Here is a 22,088-nt window from a genome sequence, read left to right as displayed (position 1 = left end):
GTAGAGCCTGGAAGGTGTTCGGTCGTTCCGTTTTCAGGCGCGATTGACCTCAGTAGCCCAACGACAACCCGGTATTGCGCCGTGGGTCGTTGGCCCCATAGAAACGGTTATTGCCCACCGGCTTGCCGTCCAGGGACGGTGCGCCCACCAGGATGGCTGCCAGGTGGTTGGCATCCTGCGGGCCGGCAAACTTGTGGCCCCAGCCTTCGAGGATTTTCTGGGTGTCGGGGCTCAGGGCATAGCGTTCGATATTGGTCGCCTCAGGCAGCCATTGCTGGTGGAAACGCGGGGCGTCCACGGCTTCCTGAATGTTCATCTTGTAGTCGATGACATTGAGGATGGTCAGCAAGGTGGCCGTGATGATGCGGCTGCCACCCGGCGTCCCCACAACCATCACCGCTTTGCCGTCCTTGGTGACGATGGTCGGGCTCATGGACGACAGCGGCGTCTTGCCCGGCGCGATAGCGTTGGCTTCGCCCTGGACCAGGCCGTACATGTTCGGCACGCCGATCTTGGAGGTGAAGTCGTCCATTTCGTCGTTGAGGATCACCCCGGTCTTGCTCGCCATCACGCCGGCGCCGAACCAGTCGTTGAGGGTGTAAGTCACCGAGACGGCGTTGCCCCACTTGTCGACGATGGAGTAGTGGGTGGTGTTATTGCCTTCGTGGGGCGAAACCCCGGGCTTGATGTCCTGGGAGATCCCGGCTTTCTGCGGGTCGATGGCGGCGCGCAGTTTGGCGGCGTAGTCCTTGTCCAGCAGGTGCTCGACCGGGTTCTGCACGAAGTCCGGATCGCCGAGGTAGCTGTTGCGGTCAACGTACGCATGGCGCATGGCTTCAATCTGGTAGTGCAGGCCCTGGGCCGAGTGATAGCCGAGGTCGGCCATCGGGTAACCTTCGAGGATATTCATGATTTCGCAGATGACCACCCCGCCCGAGCTCGGTGGTGGCGCGGACACCACGTGGTAGCCACGGTAGTCACACTCGATGGGCGCCAGTTCGCGGGTCTTGTATTTGTCCAGGTCGGCCTGGGTGATGATGCCTTTGCCCGACTGGCTGGAATCCACAATCGCCTTGGCTACCCAGCCTTTGTAGAAGCCGTCGGTGCCCTTGGCGGAGATTTCCCTCAGGGTTTTCGCCAGGTCTTTCTGCACCAGCTTCTGGCCCACCAGCATCGGCTCGCCACCGTGCAGGAAGATGCCGCGCAGGTCTTTGTCTTTCTTGAATTCGTCGGTAGCGGTGTGCAACAGGTCGACATCGCCCTGCTCCAGGGCAAAACCGTCTTCGGCCAGCTTGATCGCCGGGGCGATCACCTGGGCACGCTTGAGGGTGCCGTATTTGCTCAACGCCAGTTCCATGCCCGACACGGTTCCGGGTACGCCGACGGCCAGGTGACCCTTGGAGCTGAGGTCCGGAACGACGTTGCCGTCCTTGTCCAGGTACATGTCGGCAGTCGCCGCCAGCGGGGCTTTTTCGCGGAAGTCGAGGAAGGTCTTGCGTCCATCGGCCAGTTGCACGGTCATGAAACCGCCGCCGCCCAGGTTGCCGGCCGCCGGGTAGACCACGGCCAGGGCGTATCCCACCGCCACCGCCGCATCCACCGCATTGCCACCGGCCTTGAGCACATCCACCCCCACATGGGTAGCGAGATGTTGGGCCGTGACCACCATGCCATTTTCGCCAGCCACCGGGGCCTGGGAGGCCGCCTGTACACCGCTGACGGTCAGCACCAACGCGGTGGCAATCAAAGTTCGGGTAAACGGTTGGTATTTCATCCCTGGCTACTCTGCTTATTAGAAGAACTAGAAAGTAATACGTTTCCGATCCAAGCCCCAGCGTTATGCCGCGTTTGTGACAGAGCCTGTCGGTAACGGAATAATGCCCATGCTATATTCCGGGCCTTTACGCTGCGCAGCAGAGGCTTTTCGATGGTGATCAAGAAGACCGGTATCCGCGCCCAGCAAGCCGACCAGACCCGCGCGCGGATTCTCCAGGCGGCGGTCAAGGTCTTCACCCGCGACGGCTATTCCGGCGGGCGTGTGGAAAGCATTTCCCGGGAGGCCGACTCCAACGACCGCATGCTGTATTACTACTTCGGCAGCAAGGAGCACCTGTTTGTGCGTGTGCTGGAGCACACCTATGAGCAGTTCAATAAAGCCGAAAGCAAACTCAAGCTCGACCTGAGTGCGCCGGTGCAAGCGTTGCAGGCGTTGGTGGGGTTTATCTGGAATTACTACGTCAAGCATCCCGAGTTTGTGGCGATCCTGAGTATCGAGAACCTGCACAAGGGCAAGCATGCGAAGCAGTCCGGGGAGCTGCGGCGACTGTCCGGGGAGGCAGTCGGGGTGTTGCGGCCGATTATCGAGGCGGGTCAGGCCCAGGGGCTGTTTCGTGAGGATGTGGACATCAAGCACGTGTATTTGATGATTGCTTCGTTGTGCTACTTCTATAACTCCAACCAGCACACGCTGAGTTCGTTTCTGGGGGAGGATTTGGCGGACAAGAGCCAGCAGCGGGATTGGCTGGGGTTTATCAGTGATCTGGTGTTGCGTGGGGTACGGTAGAAACCGAATCAAAATGTGGGAGCTGGCTTGCCTGCGATTGCGGTGGGTCAGCTCATAATTCAGTGACTGGCGCACCTCTATCGCAGGCAAGCCAGCTCCCACATTTGATCTCCATATGGCTTGAATCCGTCAGTGAGTGCCGGGATTGGCTCGCAGGTGAGCGACCTTTTGCTCCAGGCCTTCCCACTGTGGCGCATTGGGCGCGAAGCGGGTACGCAGGTATGACGCCAGCTCTGCCACTTGGGTATTCGACAGGCTGTCCTTGAAGCCCGGCATATAGCCCAGGTCCCTGGTCGCCGGAGTGCTGATCCCTTGCAAAATCACCTTGATCAGATTGTCCGGTTCATCGCTGTGCACGTTGGTATTGGTCGCCAGTGACGGGCTGACCCCGAACAGCTTCGGCCCCTGCCCGTCGGCATGGCAGGCTTTGCACGAGCCTTCGAATACCCGCCGCCCGTTGGCATTGGGCACTGTCACAGCCGCCACCACCTGTGCTTCGGCGGCGCCGCTGTCATTCAGCGAGGCCAGGTATACCGCGATCGCGCGGATATCGGTCTTGGGCAGTTTGGCCAGCTCAGTCACCACCGGCCCCATCGGCCCCGTTGCCACCCCATGGGCATCGGAATAACCGGTGCTCAGATAGGTGAACAATTGGTCCTCGGTCCACGGCGTCGGCGCCTTGGACAAGCCATTCAACGCCGGAGCTTCCCAACCATCCACCCTGCCGCCCGCGAGGAATGCTTTACCGCCCTTCTCCGCTCCCATCAGGTTGCGCGGCGAGTGGCACGCCGCGCAGTGCCCCAACCCGTTGACCAGATAGGCGCCGCGATTCCATTGCTCACTTCTTTGGGGTTGCACGCTGATTTCCCCTCGGCGCAAAAACAGCGCGTTCCACCCGGCCATCAACGGCCGGATATTGAACGGAAACTTCATCGCATTCGACACCGGTGCCTGGCTGACCGGCGCCTGGGACATCAGGTAGGCGTACAGCGCCTGCATGTCCGCATCGTTGATATTACGAAACGCGGTATAGGGAAACGCCGGGTACAGGTTGCGCCCGTCACGGCCGATGCCGTCGCGCATCGCCCGCTCGAACGCCGGGTACGACCAGCCGCCAATCCCGGTCTTCTCATCCGGGGTGATATTGCTGCTGTACAGCGTGCCGAACGGCGTGTGCATCGCCAGCCCGCCGGCATTGGTGGCGCCACCCGGCGCCGTGTGGCACACCGCGCAATCCCCTACGGCCGCGAGCAAACGCCCACGTTCCAGGGTGGCCTTGGACCAGGTGCCGGCGCTGGGCGGCGCGATCGGGGCGATTTCACTGTGAAACGGCCACGCGGTGGCGGCCATGCCCAGCACCGCGCCAAAGGCGGCGAACAATGAGCCGAACAACCATTTGCGGCGCTTCTCCGGGGACTTCGCCGGCTCGCCCAATGTGCCTGCATTCAGCGCCGCCAATACCCGCTCGGGAGTAATCGGCAGCTCGCGAAAACGAATCCCGGTGGCGTCGTAGATCGCGTTGGCAATCGCGGCTGCGCTGGGCACCGAGGCGGATTCACCGGCGCCCATCGGTGGCTGGTCCTGGCGCGGCATCATCAGCACGTCGATCTGCGGCACTTCAGGGAAGGTCAGGATCGGATAACCGCCCCACTCTTTGCTCGCCACGGTGGACTCTTCAAAGGTCACGCGCTCCTTGAGCACGCGGCTGGTGGACTGGATCACATTGCCGTGGATCTGATGCTGCACCCCCGCCGGGTTGATCATCATCCCCGAGTCGTGCCCGATCACCACCCGGGTCACCGAGACATCGCCGGTCTGTTTGTCGATGGCCACATCCGCCACCCAGGCCGCCCACGCGGCGCCGAAGCCAGGGAACTTGCTGTGGATGTAGCGCGCGTAGGCAAAGCCCCGGCCTCGCAGCAGGTGGTCTTCGTTGGCAGTCTGCATCGGCGCGGTACGCGGTGCCCAGTTGGCCCGCTCGGCAGTGGATTTCACCAGGTCGATGGCGCGCTCGTCCTTCAGGTAACGCAGGCGGTATTCCACCGGATCGACGCCGGCGGCGAACGCGAGTTCGTCGATATAGGATTCATGGGCGAAGGTGTTGGGCAACGCCGACACGCCGCGCATCCACGAGGCGCGCACGATCGGTGCCATGTCGTTGATGGTGATGCGCATGTTCTCGATGTCGTAGGGCGGGATCGAGGTGCGATCGCCCATCTCGAACATCGCCGCCACCGGCTCGACCCGGCCGGTCAGCAGCAGTGCCAAAGTGGGCGCGCCGTTGGACGGGTAGCTGGTTTCAAAGTCATAGGCGGCGATGCTGCCGTCGGCGTTCAGGCCGCCGTCGACCTCCATCAGTTGCGCGGTGCCCTTGGGCTCCCACAGGTGTTCCTGTTCGCGGGTCAGTTGCACCCGCACCGGCTTGCCCACCGCACGGGACAGCAGCAAGGCGTCGGCACACACGTCATCGGCGCAGTTGCGGCCGTAGCAGCCGGCAGCCTCCATGCGGATCACCTCGATGGATTCTTCCGCGCATTCCAGCAGCCAGGCCAGGTCGGCCCGCAGCAGGTGCGGGTTCTGGCTGCCGGACCAGACCCGGCTGACCCCGGGCTGATAATCCGCCACGCCGCAGGAGGGGCCGATGGAGCCGTGCATCTGGTACGGCCACAGGTAGGTGCGCGGCATGCGCTGGCTGGCGGCGGCCAGGGCTGCGTCGACGTTGCCCTGGTCGAGCACGGTTCGGCGTACCCGTGGGTTATCGCGAATCGCCTGCTCCACGTCGCTCATGTCCGGCAGTTGGTTATTCCAGGGTTTCCAGTGCACCCGCAATTCCTGGGCGGCCTTGATCGCCTGTTCTTCACGCAAGGCGACCACACCGACAAAATCACGGATCACCACCACGGCAACAATGCCCGGGATATGGGCAACGGATGATTCGTCGACGTTCAGCAGGCTATTGCCGACAAAATCACCGCAATCCAGCCCCGCATAAGGTGGGCGGATTACCCGGCCGTGAAGCATGTCCGGTACGCGCATGTCGTGAACGTAAGTCAGCTCGCCGGTAGCTTTGCCGGGGATATCCACCCGGGCTGCGCCCTTGCCCACCAGGCGGTAATCGACGGTGGCTTTAAGCGGTGCATCGCCGCTGATGCGCAGTTCGTCATGCTCGCCCATGACCAGTTCGCCATAGGTGATGGTTCGTCCGTCTTCGGCGGTAATCACGCCCGCGTCGACCGTGAGGCTCTGTGCACTGACCGACCAACGTTGCGCCGCCCGCATCAGCAGGAAACGCCGGGCTTCGGCGGCAGCGTTGCGCAACGGGATTGCGGAGATCTGCAACGTTGCGCTGGCAATGGTCGCGCCCTGGTTCGGCGCCCGTTCGGTGTCGCCCAGCACCATGCGCACCTGCTCCATGGTCAGGTCCAGTTCTTCGGCGACGATCTGCGCCAGGGAGGTGCGAATGCCGGTGCCCAGGTCCACATGCCCGTTGAAGGCGTACACCAGCCCGTCATCGTTCACCGCAATAAACAGCCCCAGTTCCTTGGGTTTGATCGTCGGAGTACCGCCTTTGGCCACCGGCCCCGAAGGTGGCAGCACGTCGTCGACGATCAGCAGGACGCCGGCCTTGGCCAGCCATTGGTCGCGGGAAGGGATTGCGTCAGTCATGGTCATCGATCCACGTTCAAGGCGTTTGGCGGGCGGCACGCAGCACCGCGCGGAGGATTTCGATATGGGTGCCGCAGCGGCAGAGGTTGCCCGACAGCTCGGTGCGCACCTCGGCTTCGCTGGGGTTGGGATTGCGGTCGAGCAAGGCCTTGGCGGTCATGATCATGCCGTTGAGACAGTAGCCGCACTGGGCGGCCTGCTCGTCGATAAAGGCCTGTTGCACCGGGTGCGGGGTTTCGCGGGTGCCGAGGCCTTCGAGGGTGACGATGTCGCGGCCCACGGCGCCCGACAATGGGAAGACGCAGGAGCGTGCAGCCACGCCGTCGATGATTACCGTGCAGGCGCCGCACTCCCCCAGGCCGCAGCCGTATTTGGGGCCGTTGAGTTGCAGGTCATTGCGCAGAATCAGCAATAGCGGGGTGTCGGCCATTGCGCTGACTTCGGTGGTGTGGCCGTTGACCTCAAGCGTTACCGTGATGTGCTGGCTGATCATTCGCTTCGCCCGTTGGGTTTGGTGAAGTGCCCACTACATCAAACAGTCAAAAAAAAAGCGTCGCGCACCTGGGGTCTCGCGACACACTTGACTGGTGAAGTGGTTACTACATCAACGTAGAGCAAAAACGGTGCCAGACCATCGTGGAAATAACATATCCGCCGTAGCAGCTGTCGAGCCTTGGCGAGGCTGCGTGGCGGGCGACGCGGTTTTGTGCCTGGCTCGATAACGGCGGTGCGGCCGACGCGGTCTTGTGCCTGGCTCGATAACGGCGGTGCAGCCGACGCAGCCTCGCTGGGGCTCGACAGCTGCTACGGGGTTTGGGGGTCGTCGATCATTTTGCGTAGCAGGAACAGTACGGCGACGCGTTCGGCGGGGTTGAGGTTGCTCAAGGTCAGTTCGGTGATGGTGGCGGCGCAAGGCACGGTTTGCTGCACCAGGGCGGCGCCAGAGTCGGACAGGTTGACGACGACTTTGCGTTTGTCCTGGGGATCGGGTTCGAGGGTGATCAGTTCGCGGGCCTTGAGGCGTTCGACGATGCCGCGGATGGTCGCCTGGTCGACGGCGGTAGCCTTGACCAGTTCGGTGAGCGAACTTGCACCGTGATCGCGCAGGGCGCACAGGGTGACGAACTGCACGGCGGTGAGCTGGGAGTCGCCGACGTTCTGCTGGAAGATCGCCAGGTGGCGCTGGTAGGCCTTGCGCAACAGGTGGCCGACTTGCTCGGAGAAAACGTAGGAATCAGGCACGGCGGGCTCGGGAAGGCGGTGGTCGATGGAGTGGCATGATGGCGGGCTTACCCGAGGTTCTCAAGTTTCTCATCGAAGAAACCCGATCAAAAATGTGGGAGCTGGCTTGCCTGCGGTAGCGGTGTGTCAGGCACATTGGTGTTGAATGTGCCGGCGCTATCGCAGGCAAGCCAGCTCCCACAGAGATTTTCAGTGTGCCAGGGAGGCCTTGGGGGCTACGACGTCGCCGGCGATGACGACGGCTTGGTCATCGAGGTAGACGTCGCAATTGCGCAACGGGATGTCCATGTGGCACGGGGTTTTGCGGGTGCCGCCGACTTCGGTGTTCGGGCCGGTGGAGAACAGGAAGTTGCCGTAGAACGCCCGGGCGTCCATGCACATGCCGTCGTTCTTGTCGTGCAGGCCCATCGCCGTCCATTGCGCCCGTGGCTGCAGGCCCCAGCCGATGTGGGAGATGCCGTAAACCTCAGGGTCGTTGAAGTATTTCATATAGTCGCGCAGGTATTCGGCTTCGAAACCACCGTGGATTTTGGTGATGAAGCCCTTCTCGATCTCCAGGGTGATTTTCTCCCGGGTGTAGGTCTTGAACGGCAGCAGGATGTCGCCGATGTCCAGCACCAGCACGCCTTCGGCGGTTTCTTCGTTGGGCCAGGAGAACAGAAAGCCGCTCGGCCAGTGGTCCCAGCGCCCAGGTTCGTCAGCAAAACCGTATTCGGTGACGGACGGGTATTGCCCCAGCGCTGCGCGGAAATCGCTGCCGGCGCGGGATTTGACGTGGATCGAGCGGGCCTTTTTCAGCAGTTCTTCAGCGGCCAGCACCCGTACCTTGTCTTCTTCGGTGGGCAGCATGCGCGCCAGTACTTCCGGGGGTTCTACCGCCAGCAGGATGCGGGTGCCGGTCTTGAGGATCTGTTCCTGCTCCGGCGAGTGCAACAGCATCATGGTGTCGACGATCAGGTCCGCCGCTTCCAGCGCCCGCTGGGCCGCGATATTCCCGGTCAGCGCGGTGTCGCCGCAGTAGGCGGTCATGTCATTGCCCATCGCCCGGGGATGGTTGAACGACGGCAACTCCACCGCATACACCTTGGCCCCCAAGCGCTGCGCCGCGTCCATCGCGGCGCGCACGGTGCGCGGGTCGGAGTAATGGCTCTTGAGCACGGCAACGCTCTGGGTCGGGTCGACCTTCGAGAGCTTCAACACGTGTTCAAACATCTGGGTCAGTTCGCAATCACTTACCGGCATTTTCTGTCTCCTCAGCTGTTGCACCAAGATCTGGCAGCGCGCTTCACTTCAGTGCGTTTTTATAGCGTATACGCCAATTAAACACGATAAGAACTGATTTCGGCATGGACTGCAAGCACCACGCCAAAACGTTACGATTCCACACAACCCCAATGAAATATGGCTATTTACGGTTACACGGGATCGATGTGGCCAAAAAATAATTTTTCAGGTGTGGGCTTTTCATTTGAAAAAATGAGCGTATACACTTTAAAAACCTTGCGGACTGACGCCGCTGGCCATCATTCGAAAAAGAGGACCACGCCCCATGGCAAGCACACAAAAAATCGCAATCGTCGGCGCCGGCCTTGGCGGTGCCGCCGCTGCCACGCTGCTGCAACAGGCAGGGTTCGACGTGGACATCTACGAACAGGCGCCAGAATTTTCGCGCCTGGGTGCCGGGATCCACATGGGCCCCAACATCATGAAAATCTTCCGGCGCATGGGCATTGAAAAACAGCTGGACCTGATGGGCTCGCACCCCGAGCACTGGTTCAGCCGCGACGGTGAAACCGGTGATTACCTGTCCCGCATTCCCCTGACCGGCTACGGCGCGTCCTACATCACCGTGCACCGCGGCGACCTGCACGCGCTGCAGATGTCCACCCTCAAGCCCGGCACCCTGCACTTCAACAAGCGCCTGGAAACCCTCGAAGAAACCGACACCCAGGTGCGCCTGACCTTCGCCGACGGCGAGGTGACCTACGCCGACATCGTGATCGGTGCCGACGGCATCAACTCGCGCATTCGTGAAGAGCTGCTGGGCGCGGAAAAACCGCTGTACAGCGGCTGGGTCGCCCACCGTGCGTTGATCCGTGGCGATCAACTGGCCAAGTACGACCTGAAGTTCGAAGACTGCATCAAGTGGTGGACCGAGGACCGGCACATGATGGTCTACTACACCACCGGCAAGCGCGACGAGTACTACTACGTCACCGGCGTGCCGCACCCGGAATGGGACTTCCAGGGCGCCTTCGTCGACAGCAGTCGCGAAGAGATGTTCGACGCCTTCAAGGGCTACCACCCCACCGTCCAGGCCCTGATCGAATCCACCGAAAGCGTGACCAAATGGCCGTTGCGTAACCGCAACCCGCTGCCGCTGTGGAGTCGCGGCCGCCTGGTATTGCTGGGCGATGCCTGCCACCCGATGAAGCCGCACATGGCCCAGGGCGCCGGCATGGCCATCGAAGACGCGGCGATGCTCACCCGCTGCCTGCAGGAAACCGGCATCAGCGACTACCGCACCGCTTTCGAACTGTATGAAGCCAACCGCAAGGAACGGGCTTCCCGGGTACAAGCCGTGTCCAACGCCAACACCTGGCTGCGCACCCAGGAAGATCCTGACTGGGTCTACGGCTATGACCTCTACGCCCAGCAGCTGAAATCGGGGGTGGCCGCGTGAGCAGCTTTCTCTACGGCGGCAACGTCCAGGCAAACGGCATTCGCCAGCATTACCTGCGCTATGGCGGCAAGGGTCCGGCGCTGATCCTGATTCCCGGCATCACCAGCCCGGCGATTACCTGGGGTTTTGTTGCGGAACGCCTGGGCCTGCATTTCGACACCTACGTGCTGGATGTGCGCGGTCGCGGCCTGTCGTCCACCGGCCCGGAACTGGACTACAGCGCCGACACCTGCGCCGATGACATTGGTGCCTTTGCCGACGCTCTCAAGCTCGACAGCTATCACTTGGTAGGTCACTCCATGGGCGCGCGGTTTGCGGTGCGCAGTGCGGTGCGCCAGCCACGAGGGGTTAACCGTGTGGTGCTGATCGACCCGCCGGTGTCCGGCCCCGGTCGCCGTGAATACCCGAGCAAACTGGCGTGGTACGTCGATTCGATCCGCCAGTCGCTGGTGGGCATGGACGCTGAAGCAATGCGCGCCTTCTGCGCCACCTGGACCGAAGAACAATTGCAACTGCGCGCCGAATGGCTGCACACCTGCTACGAGCCGGCCATCGTTCGCGCCTTCAACGACTTCCACACCGTCGACTTCCATCAGGATCTGCCGCACCTGGAGGCCCCTGCCCTGTTAATTGTTGCCGGACGCGGCGGTGTTATTCAGCCCGAAGATGTCGCGGAAGTCCGGCAGTTACAGCCAAGCCTGCAGGTCGCCCATGTCCCGAATGCGGGGCACATGATCCCTTGGGACGACCTTGAAGGTTTTTTCAGCGCCTTCGGCGACTTCCTCGGCCAGCCCCTGACTGCATAACGGAGACCATCATGCTCAAGCCTTACCGCATCGGCCAGATCGTGCCGAGTTCCAACACCACCATGGAGACCGAGATCCCGGCGATGCTCAACGCACGCCAGGCGATCCGCCCGGAACGTTTCACCTTTCACTCCAGCCGCATGCGCATGAAGCAAGTGCGCAAGGAAGAACTGGCGGCGATGGACGGCGAGTCCGACCGGTGCGCCATCGAGCTGTCCGACGCCAAGGTCGACGTGCTGGGCTACGCCTGCCTGGTGGCGATCATGGCCATGGGGCTCGGTTACCACCGCAAATCCGAGCAACGCCTGCGCAAGGCCACTGCCGACAACGACGCCAACGCCCCGGTGATCACCAGTGCCGGCGCCTTGATCGAAGGCCTGAAAGTGATGGGCGCCAAGCGCATCGCCATCGTCGCACCGTACATGAAACCCCTCACCGAATTGGTGGTGAACTACATCCGCGAAGAAGGCTTTGACGTGGTGGACTGGCGCGCCCTGGAAATCCCCGACAACCTCGAAGTGGCCCGCCATGACCCGGCCAACCTGCCGGCCATCGTCGCCGGGATGAACCTGGAAGGCGTCGACGTGATCGTGCTGTCGGCCTGCGTACAAATGCAGTCGCTGCCGGTAGTGGCCAAGGTCGAAGCGCAAACCGGCCTGCCGGTACTCACCGCCGCCATCGCCACCACCTACGCCATGCTCAAGGCCCTGGACCTGGAACCCATCGTCCCCGGCGCCGGCGCCCTGCTCTCCGGCGCCTACTAAAAACGCTTTTGTGGCGAGGGAGCTTGCTCCCTCGCCACAGGTTATGTGCACTGTCCATTACCGAGGACTGAAAGATGAGCGAACAATCCGCCGATGCCAACTACCAGGGCGTCTGGGGCAACCGAATCGGCTTCGGCAAAAAATCCGCCTTGCTGATGATCGACTTCATGCAAGGCTATACCACCGAAGGCGCGCCACTGTTTGCCCCCGAAGTGCGCATCGCCGTGGCCGAAAGCGTCGAGCTGCTGGCCTGCGCCAGGCGTCACGGAATCAGCGTGGTGCACACCAATATCCGCTACCATCCCGGCCATTTCGCCGACGGCGGTATCTGGATCAAAAAGGCCCCGGTGATGAAAGACATGGTGGAGGGCAATCCCCTCGCCGCCTTTTGCACCGAGGTCTTGCCCCTGGCCAATGAAGTGGTGATCACCAAACAATACGCCAGTGCGTTTTTCGGCAGCAGCCTGGCCCCGATGCTGCACGCCCAGGGCATCGACACCGTGGTGCTCGCCGGCTGCTCCACCAGCGGCTGCATCCGGGCCACGGCGGTGGATGCGGTGCAACACGGCTTTCGTACCATCGTCGTGCGCGAATGCGTCGGCGACCGTCACCCGGCGCCCCATGAAGCCAACTTGTTTGATATCGACAGCAAGTACGGCGATGTGGTCAGCAAGCAGGAGGCGATGAGCAAGTTCAAGGAGCAATAAGGTTTCATAAGAACCGCGCCACAGAGCGCGGTCTTGCACTCTTCTGACACTGCCTTTGGACGTCGCTTTCACAGCACTCCGAAGTGCTGAAAAAAAGCGGCTGTATAAAAACCATAAGTCACCGCCAGGAGACACCCCAATGCCCATTGCGAATGCAGCGCCCGCGACTACGGTCGCCGATCCGGTCAACACGCTCTACCACAAGATCACCTGGAAGCTGATTCCGTTCCTGTGTTTCTGCTACCTGGCAGCCTACCTGGACCGCATCAATATCGGCTTTGCCAAACTGCAGATGCTCGACCAGTTGCACTTCAGCGAAACCGCGTTCGGCCTCGGCGCCGGGCTGTTTTTTGTCGGCTATATCCTCTTCGAAGTCCCGAGCAATCTGATCCTGGAAAAGGTCGGTGCGAAGATCTGGATCGCCCGCATCATGATCACCTGGGGCCTGCTCTCGGCCTGCACCATGCTGGTCACCTCCACCACCCAGTTCTACATCCTGCGGTTCCTTCTGGGCGCCGCCGAGGCCGGGTTCCTGCCGGGCGTACTGTATTACCTGACCACCTGGTTTCCCACCCATCGCCGGGGGCGGATCATCGCCCTGTTCATGATCGGCCTGCCGCTGTCCAGCGTGATCGGCGGCCCGCTGTCCGGCTGGATCATGGGCCACTTCGACAACATGGGCGGCCTGCGCGGCTGGCAGTGGCTGTTCCTGATTGAAGCAGTGCCCAGCGTATTGCTCGGTGTGTGGACCTTCTGGGCCCTGCCCAATACCTATCAGCAAGCCAAGTGGTTGTCGCCGGAAGAAAAGACCCTGCTGGAAAGCGAACTGCGCAAGGATGACGCCGACGGTGCCGACAGCAAGCACAGCTTCCGCGACGGGTTCTTCAACCTCAAGGTATGGATGCTCGGCGGTATCGACTTCTCGATCCTGCTCAGCGCCTATGCCATGGGGTTCTGGATGCCGACCTTTATCCGCAACGCCGGCATCACCGACACCTTTCACATCGGCATCCTCACCGCCTTGCCCAGCGTGGCGGCGCTGCTGGGTATGCTGCTGATCGGCGCCAGCTCCGATAAACACCGCGAACGCCGCTGGCACATCATCGTGCCGTTTTTCATCGGCGCAGCGGCGATGGCCACCAGCACCTTCTTCACCCATAACGTGGTCGCCACCGTGGCCTTGTTTGCGATTGCCTCCGCGGCAATCATCGGTGCGGTGCCGGTGTTTTTCAGCCTGCCGGCGACCTTTCTCAAAGGCACCGCAGCGGCCACCGGTTTTGCCCTGGCCTGCTCACTGGCGAACATCGCAGGCCTGGTAAGCAATTCGTTGATGGGGGTGGCGATCGACGTCACCGGCAGCAGTGCCGGGGCTTTATGGTTTTTCGCCGGCTGCCTGATTCTCAGCAGCTTCCTGGTCATCGCGTTGCCGGCGAAACTGGTAAACCGTTAACAACAATTCCTGGGGTGAGTCTCCATGCAAGGTTTCATCAAGCGCTGTGCCCTGCTTGTCGCCGTCGGCCTGTGTGCCGGTACGGCGCAGGCCGCAGAAAAGGTGATATTCGATACCGACTTCAACGTGCTCAACGATGACGGCCAGGCCTTTATCATGCTTGCCCAGCTGCATGGGCAAAAACGCATCGACCTGCTGGGCATGACCCTGGTCAGCGGTAACGCCTGGGTCGACCAGGAACAGGTGGACGCCCTCAAGGCCGTGGAGCGCATGGGCGTGGAAAAGGCAGTCGGCGTCTATTCCGGCGCCGCCTACCCGTTGCTGCATGACTACACCACCTATGAGGCGGAAAAAGCCCTGTTCGGTTCCGGCTGGCCGGGCGCATTCAAGAACCCGCGTCCAACCAGCGCATCCCAACTGGCAACCCCGCCGGACGGGCTGGCCACTCACACCCAACTGCGCAAGGAAACCGCCGTCCAGTTCATCGTCGACAGCGTGCGGGCCAACCCCCACGAGGTGACGATTCTGGCGGTCGGCCCACTGACCAACATTGCCCTGGCGATTCGTTCGGCGCCGGACATCGTGCCGTTGATCAAGCGCATCGTATACATGGGCGGCGCCTTGGAAATTCCGGGCAATACTACGCCGGCGGCGGAGTTCAACTGGTGGTTCGACCCGGAGGCCGCGAAGATCGTGTTGCGCTCGCCGATCGAACACGTGATTTTCCCCAACGATGTCTGTGAGAAAGTCACCTTCGACAAGTCGGTGTACCAGCGGGTGATTGCCCACAAAGGCGCAATTGCCGACCTGTATAAACACGAGTTCGGGCCGCTGTTCGACAAGGACCCGGCCTACCACAGCTTCACCTGGGACAGCCTGCCGGCGCTGTTTCTCGTCAGCCCCGAGATCGTCACCGAGTCCCGCGAACTGTGGGTGGATGTAGACGCCACCTTCGGCGCCGATTACGGCCGGGCACTGGGCTACCAGAAAGGCGCGCCGGTGGGCACGCAGAAGGCCAAGGTGGTGTTTGCCGTGGACCAGAAGAAGTTCTGGGATGGCTACGTCAACCTGGTGACGTTGCCCACGCCGGTCAACATCTCCCGCTGACTGCGCTGTAACTTGAAGGGCTGTGGTTTAATTGCGCGTTTTGCCCAGCCCTTCAAGGAATCCGTTGTCGATGAATCAGCCCGCCACCAAAGTCCTGGTCATTGGTTACGTTTGGCCAGAGCCCCGCTCCTCGGCAGCCGGCGGGCACATGATGCAGATTCTCGAGAGTTTCCTGGCCCAGGGTTGGGACATTACCTTCAGCAGCCCCGCCGCCTCGGGTGAGCACAAGGCCGACTTGCCCGCCCTGGGCGTTCGCGAATGTGCGATCGAGCTGAATAACAGCAGTTTCGACGAATTCATTCAGCAACTTGCCCCGGATATCGTGCTGTTCGACCGTTTCATGATGGAAGAACAGTTCGGCTGGCGCGTAGAGAAATGCTGCCCGAATGCGCTCCGCGTACTCGAAAGCTCCGACCTGCAAAGCCTGCGGGATGCCCGGCACCAGCGCCTCAAGGACTTCCTGAAGACGCAACCCGAGGCTGACGACTTCAGCCCTTTGTTCAGCCAGGACCTGGCCGCCGAATTCACTTACATGGCCGATACCGACCTGGCCAAGCGCGAGATCGCCGCGATCTACCGCTGCGACATCAGCCTGATGATCTCCGATGTGGAAATCCAGTTGCTGACCGAACACTTCAACGTGCCCGCCGCCCTGCTCCACTGGTGCCCGCTGATGGTGATACCGCCCACCGAGGCCTTCGCGCCGTTTGAAGACCGCGCGCACTTCCTGAGCATCGGCAACTTTCGCCATGCGCCGAACTGGGATGCTGTGTTGTGGATGAAGAACAGCGTGTGGCCGCTGATCCGCCAGCAACTGCCGGGTGTTCAACTCCACGTGTATGGCGCCTACACGCCGCCCAAGGCCACTGCCCTGCACAACCCGGCCCAAGGCTTCCATGTGATGAACTGGGCCGAAGACGCGTTGCAGGTCATGACTGCCGCGCGCATCTGCCTCGCGCCTCTGCGGTTTGGTGCCGGGATCAAGGGCAAGCTGGCCGACGCGATGCTCTGTGGCACACCGAGCGTCACCACACCAGTGGGTGCCGAAGCCATGGGTGAACCGTGGCCCGGCGTGGTCGAGCACAGCGCCAGTGCGCTGGCGGCGCAAGCGGTTGCGTTGTATCAGGACCAGGAGCGCTGGGCCCAGGCCCAGGAAGACGGTAGGCAATTACTCGCCCGCCGGTACGCTCAGGATCTTCACGGCCCGGCCCTGGTGGCGCGCCTGGAGCAGTGCCGCAGCGAGCTGGCCGAGCACCGCCGCAACAACTTCACCGGCAGCATGCTGCGCCATCACCTGCACAAAAGTACCCAATACATGGCGCAGTGGATCGAGGCGAAAAACCGCAGCCTGTAAACACAGACGCTGGCGAGGTGGCGCGCAAGGGGGCATTATCCTTTTTGCGCCCCCACAATAAAGCGACTGCAGCATGACCCGAGCAGCGAGAATCACCGATCCTTCCTATGAGCTGATGGACGATCACAACGGTCTGTCCATCATCTACCGCCAACACGGCTTCCCGTGCCCGTTGGTGCGCTGGCATTTCCACAAGGAATATGAGCTGCACCTGATCGTCGCCAGCTCCGGCAAGGTGTTTATCGGCGACTACATCGGCAACTTCTACCCGGAAAGCCTGTTCCTCACCGGCCCCAACCTGCCCCACAACTGGATCAGCCAGGTGGCCGAGGACGAAGTGGTGCCCAAGCGAGACATGCTGGTGAACTTCACCGACGAGCTGTTCGACGGCGGCAGCCATATCTTTGCCGAGCTCAAGACCCTGGCGCCGCTGCTGGAACGGGCGCAATACGGCATCGAATTTCGTTGCAAGAAGACCATCGCCCAGGCCATGACCCTGATGCAGCGCATCGAAGACGCCCAGGGCATGGCGCGCCTGGGGCATTTCTTCATCCTGATGGAGGTGCTCAGTGCCTGCGAGGATTACCAACTGCTCTCCGGCGTGACCACCCCGCAACTGGCAGACGAACACAGCATCGACCGCACCAACCGCGCGGTGGACTACATATTTGCCCACTACGCGCGTGAGTTGTCCCTGGAAGAAGTGGCCGAATACCTCGGAATGAAGCCCACCTACTTCTCCCGCGTATTCAAACAAGCCACCGGGCGCACCTTCATCGAATTCGTCAATCGGCTGCGCATCAGCAAGTCCTGTGAGCTGTTGGCCGATGGTGACAAGGCCGTGACCGATGTGTGCTTCGAGTCAGGCTTCAACAACATCTCCAATTTCAACCGCCGCTTCCAACAGCTCAAGGGCATGACACCGTCCCACTACCGGCGTTTGGCGGTGCAGCGGTTAACCGAGCAGAACCTGGCCTGAAAACCGCAACGCAGGGCTGCTTTACTGTGGGGAGCTGGCTTGCCTGCGATAGCGGCGGATCACCAATGGCTGAGTTGACTGGCACACCGCTATCGCAGGCAAGCCAGCCTCCCACATTGAACCGTGTTCCCGGGAAACCCTACCCGCCTGGTAAACCGTTTCAGTAATTTTCCGATGCAGTGCAAAAAAGTATCAGTAAAAGTGCTCCCAAGGATTTGTCAGCACGTCAATTGAAGGCTGTAATCAACGCACACTCTTCCAGCTGTCGTGGAAGACACAACAACAATAACTGTCCTTCTGCAGCCCCTGGGCGCAGAAATGGAGTGCGCGATGAAGTTCACAGCTAAAGCTCTGCTTGCCTGTACCTGCATGACCCTCAGCGCCGTCAGTCTTGGCGCGCAAACCCTGACCATTGCCACCGTCAACAACAGCGACATGATCCGCATGCAAAAGCTCTCGAAAACCTTCGAGACCGAGCATCCGGAGATCAAGCTGAACTGGGTGGTACTCGAAGAAAACGTCCTGCGCCAACGCCTCACCACCGACATCGCCACCCAGGGCGGACAGTTCGACGTGCTGACCATCGGCATGTACGAAGCTGCACTCTGGGGCGCAAAAGGCTGGCTGGAACCGATGAAGGACCTGCCTGCGTCCTACGACCTGGATGATGTTTTCCCGTCCGTGCGTGACGGCCTTTCCGTCAAGGGTTCGCTGTACGCCCTGCCGTTCTACGCCGAAAGCTCCATCACCTATTACCGCACCGACCTGTTCAAGGACGCCGGGCTGACCATGCCTGAGCACCCCACCTGGACGCAGATCGGCGAGTTCGCCGCCAAACTCACCAACAAGGACAAGGAACAGTACGGCCTGTGCCTGCGGGGCAAAGCCGGTTGGGGCGAGAACATGGCACTGATCACCACCCTCGCCAACGGCTACGGTGCACGCTGGTTCGATGAGAAGTGGCAGCCGGAATTCAACGGGCCTGAGTGGAAGGACGCGCTGAACTTCTACGTCGACAACATGAAGAAGTCCGGCCCGCCAGGTGCTTCCAGCAACGGTTTCAACGAAAACCTGGCGCTGTTCAACAGCGGCAAGTGCGCGATCTGGGTCGACGCCAGCGTCGCCGGCTCGTTCGTCACCGACAAGACCCAAAGCAAGGTGGCTGACCACGTCGGCTTTACCTTTGCACCGCACGAGAAGACCGACAAAGGTACTTCGTGGCTGTACTCGTGGTCCCTGGGGATTCCAACCAGCTCCAAAGCCAAGGACGCCGCCAAGGTCTTCACCACCTGGGCCACTTCCAAGGAATACAGCCAGTTGGTCGCCAAGACCGACGGGATTGCCAACGTACCGCCAGGTACCCGCACGTCGACCTACAGCGACGAATACATGAAGGCTGCGCCGTTTGCCAAGGTGACGCTGGAATCGCTGAAAGTCGCGAACCCGAAAGATCCGTCGGCCAAGCCGGTGCCGTATGTGGGTATCCAGTTGGTGACCATTCCTGAGTTCCAGGCGATTGGTACCCAGGTCGGCAAGTTCTTCTCCAGCGCACTGACCGGTGGCTCCACTGCCGAAAAAGCCCTGGCGGACGCACAGACCTTCACCGAACGCGAAATGAAGCGGGCCGGTTATCCCAAGTAAAGCGGGCACACCCCACTGAATGTGGGAACCCGCTTTTGTGTGAGAGGCTCTTGGTGGGAGCTGGCTTGCCTACGATGCACACACCTCGGTCTGTCAGTTAAACCGAGGGGATGCCATCGCAGGCAAGCCAGCTCCCACACAAGCCAGCTCCCACATCGACCGCGCTCGACGCTCGCTCTGCATGTACCTGACTGGTCCTGATCACCATGAATACCACCACTGCCCAAGTGCAAACCGCTTCGCCGGACAAGCCGCGTAAAAGCCGCCTGATAAATCCCGGCTGGTTCCTCGTCAGCCCCTCGGTGGCCCTGTTGCTGCTGTGGATGATCGTGCCGCTGGGCATGACCCTGTACTTCTCGCTGATTCGCTACAACCTGCTCTACCCCGGCGAAAACCAGTTCGTGGGGCTGGAGAACTTCACCTACTTCATCACCGACTCGGGCTTCTTGCCCGGCGCCACCAACACCCTGTTGCTGGTGGGCAGCGTCTTGCTGATCAGCGTGGTGTTTGGCGTACTGATCAGCGCCCTGCTGGAAGCCAGCGAGTTCTTCGGTCGCGGCCTGGTGCGGGTGTTGCTGATTTCACCGTTCTTCATCATGCCCACCGTCGGTGCGCTGATCTGGAAGAACCTGATTTTCCATCCGGTGTCGGGGATCCTCGCCTACGTGTGGAAGCTGTTCGGCGCCCAGCCAGTGGACTGGCTGGCCCATTACCCGTTGCTGTCGATCATTATCATCGTGTCCTGGCAGTGGCTGCCCTTCGCGATCCTGCTGCTGATGACCGCCATGCAGTCCCTCGACCAGGAACAGAAGGAAGCCGCCCGCCTCGACGGTGCCGGCGCCATCGCGATCTTCTGGCACCTGACCTTGCCGCACCTGGCGCGCCCGATTGCCGTGGTGGTGATGATCGAAACCATCTTCCTGCTCTCGGTGTTCGCCGAAATCTTCACCACCACCAACGGCGGCCCCGGCTACGCCTCGACCAACCTCGCCTACCTGATCTACAACCAGGCGCTGGTGCAGTTCGATGTGGGCATGGCCTCGGCCGGCGGCTTGATTGCCGTGGTCATCGCCAATATCGCGGCGATCATCCTGGTGCGGATGATCGGCAAAAACCTGACTGACAAGCCTTGAGGGCCGCGCCATGACGCTTCAACAATCCCGCCGCCTGCAAAGCGTGCTGCTCGGCACCCTGGCCTGGGCCATCGCGATCCTGATTTTCTTCCCGATCTTCTGGATGGTGCTGACCAGCTTCAAGACCGAAATCGACGCGTTCGCCACGCCGCCGCAGTTCATCTTCACGCCGACGCTGGAGAACTACCTGCACATCAACGAGCGCAGCAACTACTTCAGCTACGCCTGGAACTCGGTGCTGATCTCCTTCAGCGCCACCGCGTTGTGCCTGCTGATCTCGGTACCGGCCGCCTACTCCATGGCGTTCTACGAGACCAAGCGCACCAAGGGCACGCTGCTGTGGATGCTCTCCACCAAGATGCTGCCGCCAGTGGGCGTGCTGATGCCGATCTACCTGCTGGCCAAGAGCTTCGGCCTGCTGGACACGCGCATCGCGCTGATCATCATCTACACCCTGATCAACCTGCCGATTGTGGTCTGGATGGTTTACACCTACTTCAAGGACATCCCCAAGGACATCCTCGAAGCCGCACGCCTGGACGGCGCCACCCTGTGGCAGGAAATGGTCCGGGTGCTGCTGCCGATCGCCAAGGGCGGCCTGGCTTCCACGGTGTTGCTGTCGCTGATCCTGTGCTGGAACGAGGCGTTCTGGTCGCTGAACCTGACCTCGTCCAACGCTGCGCCGCTCACCGCGCTGATCGCCTCCTATTCCAGCCCCGAAGGTTTGTTCTGGGCCAAATTGTCTGCCGTGTCGACCCTGGCCTGTGCGCCGATCCTGATCTTTGGCTGGATCAGCCAGAAACAGCTGGTCCGCGGTTTGTCCTTCGGCGCCGTGAAGTAACGGTTCCTTTAAAAATATTTAGAAGCGGAGGCCCATCATGGCCAACCTGAAAATCAAGAATCTGCAAAAAGGCTTCGAAGGTTTCTCCATCATCAAGGGCATCGACCTTGAAGTGAACGACAAGGAGTTCGTGGTGTTCGTCGGCCCGTCGGGCTGCGGCAAATCCACCCTGCTGCGCTTGATTGCCGGCCTGGAAGAAGTCACCGAAGGCACCATCGAACTGGATGGCCGCGACATCACCGAAGTCACCCCGGCCAAGCGCGACCTGGCGATGGTGTTCCAGACCTACGCCCTGTACCCGCACATGAGCGTGCGCAAGAACATGTCGTTTGCCCTGGACCTGGCCGGCGTCGACAAGAAGATTGTCGAGAGCAAGGTCAACGAAGCAGCACGTATCCTGGAGCTGGGCCCTTTGCTTGAGCGCAAGCCCAAGCAGTTGTCCGGCGGACAGCGCCAGCGTGTCGCCATTGGCCGTGCGATTGTGCGTAACCCGAAGATCTTCCTGTTCGACGAACCCCTGTCCAACCTCGATGCCGCCCTGCGGGTGCAGATGCGCCTGGAGCTGTCGCGCCTGCATAAAGAACTGCAAGCCACCATGATCTACGTGACCCACGACCAGGTCGAAGCCATGACCCTGGCCGACAAGGTGGTGGTACTGAACAGCGGCCGCGTGGAACAGGTGGGCTCGCCGCTGGAGCTGTATCACCAGCCGGCCAACCTGTTTGTCGCAGGCTTTTTGGGCACGCCGAAAATGGGTTTCCTCAAAGGCAAGGTCAGCCGCGTGGATGCCCAGAGCTGCGACGTCGAACTGGACGCCGGCGGCCGCATCAGCCTGCCCCTGAGCAGCGCCACCTTGAGCGTTGGCAGCGCGGTGACCCTGGGCATTCGTCCGGAACACCTGGAAATCGCCACCCCTGGCCAGGCCACCCTGACCGTTACCGCCGACGTCGGTGAGCGCCTGGGCAGCGACACTTTCTGCCACGTCATCACCGCCAGCAAGGAGCCGTTGACCATGCGGATCCGTGGCGACATGGCCAGCCAGTATGGCGAAACCCTGCAGCTGTACCTGGACCCGACCCAATGCCATCTGTTCGACGCTGACGGTGTTGCCGTGGCCCGTCCACTGCGCGCCGCCGCCTGATTTCGCGAGAA

At 61.5% G+C, this 22,088-nt stretch carries 18 protein-coding genes; 13 read left to right on the top strand and 5 right to left on the bottom strand.

Going from position 1 to position 22,088, the window contains the following annotated elements:
• Positions 1 to 49 precede the first annotated feature (49 nt).
• On the bottom strand, positions 50 to 1,774 hold the full coding sequence (gene ggt, locus K0H47_RS30845; RefSeq protein ID WP_219274220.1) for a gamma-glutamyltransferase: 1,725 nt from the start codon (positions 1,772 to 1,774) through the stop codon (positions 50 to 52).
• 153 nt (positions 1,775 to 1,927) lie between these two features.
• Here ggt and K0H47_RS30840 point away from each other — a divergent pair, with 153 nt between their 5' ends.
• Entirely contained in the window at positions 1,928 to 2,563 is a 636-nt protein-coding gene (locus K0H47_RS30840; protein ID WP_219274217.1) for a TetR/AcrR family transcriptional regulator, read from the top strand.
• A gap of 129 nt (positions 2,564 to 2,692) precedes the next feature.
• Here K0H47_RS30840 and K0H47_RS30835 read toward each other — a convergent pair whose 3' ends face one another.
• From K0H47_RS30835 to K0H47_RS30820, 4 genes are all read right to left on the bottom strand, one after another.
• A complete protein-coding gene (locus tag K0H47_RS30835; RefSeq protein ID WP_219274215.1) occupies positions 2,693 to 6,229 on the bottom strand; it encodes a molybdopterin cofactor-binding domain-containing protein in 3,537 nt (1,178 codons plus the stop codon).
• Positions 6,230 to 6,245: 16 nt separating this feature from the next.
• Positions 6,246 to 6,722 carry a (2Fe-2S)-binding protein gene (locus K0H47_RS30830; RefSeq protein WP_063029855.1) on the bottom strand — a complete coding sequence of 159 codons (477 nt, stop codon included), beginning with the start codon at positions 6,720 to 6,722 and terminating at the stop codon, positions 6,246 to 6,248.
• Between the two features lie 311 nt (positions 6,723 to 7,033).
• The gene (locus tag K0H47_RS30825; RefSeq protein WP_063029853.1) at positions 7,034 to 7,471 is read right to left on the bottom strand and encodes a MarR family winged helix-turn-helix transcriptional regulator; all 438 of its coding nucleotides are present in this window, start codon (positions 7,469 to 7,471) and stop codon (positions 7,034 to 7,036) included.
• A gap of 189 nt (positions 7,472 to 7,660) precedes the next feature.
• The gene (locus K0H47_RS30820) at positions 7,661 to 8,713 is read right to left on the bottom strand and encodes a 2,5-dihydroxypyridine 5,6-dioxygenase (protein ID WP_093209646.1); all 1,053 of its coding nucleotides are present in this window, start codon (positions 8,711 to 8,713) and stop codon (positions 7,661 to 7,663) included.
• 307 nt (positions 8,714 to 9,020) lie between these two features.
• Between K0H47_RS30820 and K0H47_RS30815 the strand changes: the two genes are divergently transcribed.
• The 12 genes from K0H47_RS30815 (at position 9,021) to K0H47_RS30760 (ending at position 22,077) form a co-directional block, all read left to right on the top strand.
• Positions 9,021 to 10,154 carry an FAD-dependent monooxygenase gene (locus K0H47_RS30815; protein ID WP_177026053.1) on the top strand — a complete coding sequence of 378 codons (1,134 nt, stop codon included), beginning with the start codon at positions 9,021 to 9,023 and terminating at the stop codon, positions 10,152 to 10,154.
• Positions 10,151 to 10,960 carry an alpha/beta fold hydrolase gene (locus tag K0H47_RS30810; protein WP_219274213.1) on the top strand — a complete coding sequence of 270 codons (810 nt, stop codon included), beginning with the start codon at positions 10,151 to 10,153 and terminating at the stop codon, positions 10,958 to 10,960. Before K0H47_RS30815 ends, K0H47_RS30810 begins: the two co-directional genes overlap by 4 nt.
• An 11-nt stretch (positions 10,961 to 10,971) precedes the next feature.
• Positions 10,972 to 11,724 (top strand): Asp/Glu racemase, encoded by a 753-nt coding sequence (locus K0H47_RS30805; RefSeq protein ID WP_063029845.1) that lies wholly within the window; start codon positions 10,972 to 10,974, stop codon positions 11,722 to 11,724.
• A 74-nt stretch (positions 11,725 to 11,798) separates the two neighbouring features.
• Complete coding sequence (locus K0H47_RS30800; RefSeq protein ID WP_219274211.1) at positions 11,799 to 12,431, top strand: N-carbamoylsarcosine amidohydrolase; 633 nt, start codon at positions 11,799 to 11,801, stop codon at positions 12,429 to 12,431.
• Positions 12,432 to 12,570: 139 nt separating this feature from the next.
• Entirely contained in the window at positions 12,571 to 13,881 is a 1,311-nt protein-coding gene (locus K0H47_RS30795) for an MFS transporter (protein ID WP_063029841.1), read from the top strand.
• Positions 13,882 to 13,905: 24 nt separating this feature from the next.
• Entirely contained in the window at positions 13,906 to 14,988 is a 1,083-nt protein-coding gene (locus tag K0H47_RS30790) for a nucleoside hydrolase (protein WP_201141730.1), read from the top strand.
• Between the two features lie 70 nt (positions 14,989 to 15,058).
• Positions 15,059 to 16,342 (top strand): glycosyltransferase, encoded by a 1,284-nt coding sequence (locus tag K0H47_RS30785; RefSeq protein ID WP_219274209.1) that lies wholly within the window; start codon positions 15,059 to 15,061, stop codon positions 16,340 to 16,342.
• A gap of 73 nt (positions 16,343 to 16,415) precedes the next feature.
• Positions 16,416 to 17,321 (top strand): AraC family transcriptional regulator, encoded by a 906-nt coding sequence (locus tag K0H47_RS30780; protein ID WP_063029835.1) that lies wholly within the window; start codon positions 16,416 to 16,418, stop codon positions 17,319 to 17,321.
• Between the two features lie 330 nt (positions 17,322 to 17,651).
• Complete coding sequence (locus tag K0H47_RS30775; protein ID WP_063029833.1) at positions 17,652 to 18,962, top strand: sugar ABC transporter substrate-binding protein; 1,311 nt, start codon at positions 17,652 to 17,654, stop codon at positions 18,960 to 18,962.
• A gap of 206 nt (positions 18,963 to 19,168) precedes the next feature.
• On the top strand, positions 19,169 to 20,095 hold the full coding sequence (locus tag K0H47_RS30770) for a carbohydrate ABC transporter permease (RefSeq protein ID WP_017475596.1): 927 nt from the start codon (positions 19,169 to 19,171) through the stop codon (positions 20,093 to 20,095).
• A gap of 10 nt (positions 20,096 to 20,105) precedes the next feature.
• Positions 20,106 to 20,936, top strand: coding sequence for a carbohydrate ABC transporter permease (locus tag K0H47_RS30765; protein ID WP_003215312.1), 831 nt, complete (start codon positions 20,106 to 20,108; stop codon positions 20,934 to 20,936).
• A gap of 37 nt (positions 20,937 to 20,973) precedes the next feature.
• Positions 20,974 to 22,077 carry an ABC transporter ATP-binding protein gene (locus tag K0H47_RS30760; protein WP_177071569.1) on the top strand — a complete coding sequence of 368 codons (1,104 nt, stop codon included), beginning with the start codon at positions 20,974 to 20,976 and terminating at the stop codon, positions 22,075 to 22,077.
• The last annotated feature ends 11 nt before the right edge of the window (positions 22,078 to 22,088 follow it).

Origin of the sequence: Pseudomonas sp. Xaverov 83, from assembly GCF_019352905.1 — a bacterium.
Classification (GTDB): Bacteria; Pseudomonadota; Gammaproteobacteria; order Pseudomonadales; family Pseudomonadaceae; genus Aquipseudomonas; species Aquipseudomonas yamanorum.
Note: the sequence above shows the minus strand (reverse complement) of the source record. Positions and strands in the feature narration are given on the sequence as shown.